Here is a 4934-nt window from a genome sequence, read left to right as displayed (position 1 = left end):
GCACGGCAGCGGCCTTGCGCGCGAGGATCTCCTGGGAACGGGGTCCGGGAAGGGCGGTCACGAGGTGCCGCCGCTGGGGCAGGTCGGGCCCGCCCGTCGGCATGGTCGGGCCCGCGTCGGTGAGTGTCATGGCGCGAGCGTAGCGCCCGGCCGCGGTCTCGGACGTCCCCGCGCGCTGCGAGCCCGGGGGCGTTCGGTCGTCGCATACGGCCCCGGCGCGCGCCCGGAAAGGCGCATTCGCGACGACCGAAGCCACGGCAGCAGTCCCCGCGGCCTTAGCGCCCCGCGAACTCAGCGCGGGGCGTGGGCCTCGAGGAACTCGTACACCTCGGTCGAGTCCACACCGGGGAACGAACCCGTCGGCAGGGTCGCCAGGAGCGTGCGGGGCGTGCGCACGTTGGGCCACGAGTGCTCGCGCCACGCCGACTCGAGCTCCACCGGCGCGCGCCGACAGCAGGCCTCCACGGAGTGCTTCGATACGCCCCGGTTCGGGGTGTCCCGACCGAGGAACCACTTCGTGTCGTCGAACCGCACGCCCACGCTCACCGAGTGCGCCCCCTCGCTCGATGCCTCCACCCGCGCCGTGCACCAGTAGGTGCCGTTGCCGGTGTCGGTGTACTGGTAGTACGGGTTGAAGTGGTCGTCGACGTCGAAGACGACGCGGCTCGTCCACTTGCGGCAGCACATCTGGCCCTCGATCGACCCCAGCCGGTCGGTCGGAAAGTTCACGTCGTCGTTCTCGTACGCCTTGGTGATCGTGCCCGACTCGTGGACCTTCAAGAAGTGCACCCGGATGCCGAGATGCACCGTCGCCAGATTGGTGAATCGGTGGGCGGCGGTCTCGTACGACACCGAGTAGGTGTCACGCAGATCCTCGATCGACAGGGCGCGGCGCTCCTTGGCGTCGGTGAGGGCCGGCACCACGTGCCCCTCGGGGATGAGCAGCGCCCCGGTGAGGTAGTTCGTCTCCACCCGCTGGCGCAGGAACTCCGCGTAGCTGTGCGGCTCGGAGTGCCCGAGGATGCGGCTCGACAGCGCCTGCAGCACGGCGGTGCGCGGGTCGGACTGCGCCCGCACCCGACTCGACAGGTACAGCCGCCCGTTCTTGATGTCCGCGACACTTCGAGTGGTCTGCGGCAGGTCGGGCACGTAGTGCAGCGTGAAGCCGAGGTGCGCGGCGATGTCGGATGCCGTGCGCTGCGTCAGCGGGCCTCCCGGGTGCCCCACGGCGTCGAGGAGATCGCGGGCGTGCTGCTCCAGGTCGGGGAAGTAGTTGTTCTGCGTGCGCATCAGGCGCCGCAGCGCCACGTTCGCCCGCCGTGCCTCTTCCGGCGTCGCCGATCGCTCGTCGCTCAGCCGCTCGATCTCGCTCTGCAGGGCGAGCATCGCCTTGATCGCCTCGGTGGGCACCGTCTTGCCCACTCGGAAGGGCGCGATGCCGAGCGCCTGGAACGTCTGGCCGTGCATCGCTCGCTCCATCTGGATCTCAAGCGTCGAGCGCTCATCCAAGGGCTCGGTCTCGAGCAGCGCGTCCAGCGTCGACCCCAGCGCCCGCGCGATCGCCCGCAGCAGCGTGAGCTTCGGTTCCCGCCGACCGTTCTCGATCATCGAGAGCTGACTGGGGGCGCGGTCCACCGCGGCGGCGAGCTCGTCGAGGGTCATCCCCCGCGCCGTGCGCAGCTGCCGGATGCGACGGCCCATCGTGAGTGCGTCCACCCCCTGATCGTCTGCCGTGACGGTCGACGCGGGTCCCGCGAACTCGGTGCTCATTCCGCGATTCTGTCACGAACGCAGAACTATCGGGAAAGTTCACACCGGCTTCGGCCATCGAGGGCGCGGAACTTCACCGGATAGTGGAGACACGACGCACCGCCCAGGGATCCGAACCGCGGATCACGGGGTGCCGGACCGGCACACACCCCGGGCGACGCACCTCGGAACACTCACCCGCACTCGCTCACAGGAGAACAGGGACATGACACCTGCAACCGCCACCCCGATGCGCACCCGCCCGCGCTCGATCGCCGTCGAGACCTCCGAGCCTGCGATCGAGATCGCCGGCCGCCTCGGCCCCCGCTACGACGAGATCCTCACCCCCGACGCCCTCGCGTTCCTCATCGAACTGCACCACCGCTTCGGCGGCCGCCGGCACGACCGGCTCGCCGACCGGCTGCGCCGGCGCTACGAGATCGGCAACGGTCGCGACCCGCACTTCCGCTCCGACACCGCCTACATCCGCGAAGACGCCTCGTGGCAGGTCGCCGGTGCAGGTCCCGGGCTCGAGGACCGCCGGGTCGAGATCACCGGCCCCACCGACCCCAAGATGACCATCAACGCGCTCAACTCGGGCGCCAAGGTGTGGCTCGCCGACCACGAGGACGCCACGAGCCCCACCTGGCAGAACGTCATCGAGGGGCAGCTGAACCTGCGCGACGCGATCCGCGGCGAGCTGTCGTTCACGAGCCCCGAGGGCAAGCGCTACGAGGTCACCGCCGAGCAGACCCCGACGATCGTGATGCGTCCGCGCGGCTGGCACCTCGTCGAGAAGCACCTGCAGTTCACCGACCGTGCGGGCCGCACCATGCCGGCATCCGGGTCGCTCGTGGACTTCGGCCTGTACTTCTTCCACAACGCCGCGCAGCTGATCGCCAACGGACACGGACCCTACTTCTACCTCCCGAAGCTCGAATCGAGCGAGGAGGCGAAGCTGTGGGACGACGTCTTCACGTTCAGTGAGCGGTACATCGGCATCGCGCACGGCACGATCCGCGCCACGGTGCTGATCGAGACGCTGCCGGCGGCGTTCGAGATGGAAGAGATCCTCTACGAGCTGCGCGATCACTGCGCGGGGTTGAACGCCGGCCGCTGGGACTACATCTTCTCGATCATCAAGAACTACCGCGGTCGCGGTGCACGGTTCGTGCTTCCCGACCGCAGCGAGGTCACGATGACTGTGCCGTTCATGCGCTCCTACACGGAGCTGCTGGTGCAGACGTGCCACAAGCGCGGCGCCTTCGCCATCGGCGGGATGAGCGCCTTCATCCCCAACCGCCGCGACCCCGAGGTGACCGAGCGGGCGTTCGAGAAGGTCGCCGCCGACAAGAAGCGTGAGGCCGGCGACGGCTTCGACGGCACCTGGGTGGCACACCCCGACCTCATCCCGGTCGCGCAGGCCGAGTTCGACGCGGTGCTGGGCGACCGCCCGAACCAGGTCGACCGCCAGCGCCCCGACGTGTCGGTGACGCCGGCGGACCTGCTCGACGTGCGCATCGGCCTACCGGTGACGGCAGCCGGCGTGCGCGGCAACGTGTCGGTCGCGATCCGCTACATCGAAGCCTGGCTACGCGGCCAGGGCGCGGTGGCGATCGACAACCTCATGGAGGATGCCGCGACGGCCGAGATCAGCCGCTCGCAGGTGTGGCAGTGGATCCACCAGGACCTCTCCACCGCCGAGGGAGACCGCATCACCCGCGACTACATCGAAGGGCTCATCACCGAGATGCTCGGCGATGTCCAGCGGCAGAGCGGCGATCGGTTCGACGACGCCGCGGAGGTCTTCCGCGACGTCGCCCTCGGCGTGGACTTCCCGGCCTTCCTCACCCTGTCGGCCTACTCGCGCTTCCTCGCCGAGGCGCAGTAGCCCGCACCCGTCGCCGCGCGCGACTCCACCGTCACACCCCAACGAAGGGACCAGAAATGACCACCTACCAGGACGACATCGAAGCCATCCAATCGCTCAAGGCGGAGCACGGCTCCGCCTGGGATGCCATCAACCCCGAGTCCGTCGCCCGCATGCGGGCGCAGAACCGCTTCAAGACCGGGCTCGAGATCGCTCAGTACACGGCCGACATCATGCGGCGCGACATGGCCGAATACGACCAGGACTCATCGGTGTACACCCAGTCGCTCGGTGTCTGGCATGGCTTCATCGGCCAGCAGAAGCTGATCTCGATCAAGAAGCACCTCAAGACGACGAACAAGCGCTACCTCTACCTCTCGGGGTGGATGGTCGCCGCGCTCCGCTCGGAGTTCGGGCCACTCCCCGACCAGTCGATGCACGAGAAGACGTCCGTGCCCGCCCTCATCGAGGAGCTCTACACGTTCTTGCGCCAGGCCGACGCCCGCGAGCTCGATCTGCTCTTCACCCAGCTCGACACGGCCCGCCTGGCCGGCGACGAGACGGGGGCCGAGTTCATCCAGACGCAGATCGACAGCTACGAGACCCACGTCGTGCCGATCATCGCCGACATCGACGCCGGGTTCGGCAACCCCGAGGCCACGTACCTGCTGGCCAAGAAGATGATCGAGGCGGGCGCCTGCGCCATCCAGATCGAGAACCAGGTGTCGGACGAGAAGCAGTGCGGCCACCAGGACGGCAAGGTCACGGTGCCCCACGAGGACTTCGTCGCCAAGATCAACGCCGTGCGCTACGCGTTTCTCGAGCTGGGCATCGACAACGGCATCATCGTCGCCCGCACCGACTCGCTCGGCGCCGGCCTGACGCAGAAGCTCGCCGTCACGAACGAGCCCGGCGACCTGGGCGACCAGTACAACTCGTTCCTCGATGTCGAGGAGATCTCGGAGAGCGACCTCGGCAACGGCGACGTCGTCATCAAGCGCGAGGGCAAGCTGCTGCGACCCAAGCGTCTCGCGAGCAACCTCTACCAGTTCCGCGCTGGTACCGGTGAGGAGCGGGTCGTGCTCGACTGCATCACGTCGCTGCGCAGCGGCGCCGACCTGCTGTGGATCGAGACCGAGAAGCCGCACGTGGAGCAGATCGCCGCCATGGTCGACGCGGTCCGCGCGGAGATCCCGGACGCGAAGCTCGTCTACAACAACAGCCCGTCCTTCAACTGGACGCTCAGCTTCCGCCAGCAGGCCTACGACCTGCTCGCCGAGCAGGGCGAGGACGTCTCGGCCTACGACCGCGGCGA

Annotated in this window: 3 protein-coding genes; 2 read left to right on the top strand and 1 reads right to left on the bottom strand. The window is 68.6% G+C overall.

What is annotated here, in order from left to right; genetic code table 11:
- Window positions 1-291 precede the first annotated feature (291 nt).
- The gene (locus NQ160_RS18465) at window positions 292-1770 is read right to left on the bottom strand and encodes a helix-turn-helix transcriptional regulator (protein WP_257516583.1); all 1479 of its coding nucleotides are present in this window, start codon (window positions 1768-1770) and stop codon (window positions 292-294) included.
- Between the two features lie 205 nt (window positions 1771-1975).
- Here NQ160_RS18465 and aceB point away from each other — a divergent pair, with 205 nt between their 5' ends.
- Together aceB and NQ160_RS18455 are read left to right on the top strand one after the other, a co-directional pair.
- Window positions 1976-3640: a malate synthase A gene (aceB, locus tag NQ160_RS18460; protein ID WP_374113676.1), complete on the top strand. Its 1665-nt coding sequence runs from the start codon at window positions 1976-1978 to the stop codon at window positions 3638-3640.
- 56 nt (window positions 3641-3696) lie between these two features.
- On the top strand, window positions 3697-4934 hold a 1238-nt coding region (locus tag NQ160_RS18455), incomplete at its 3' end, for an isocitrate lyase (RefSeq protein ID WP_257516582.1).

The organism is Microbacterium sp. zg.Y909, from assembly GCF_024626565.1.
This window is presented reverse-complemented; position numbering and strand designations above follow the sequence as displayed.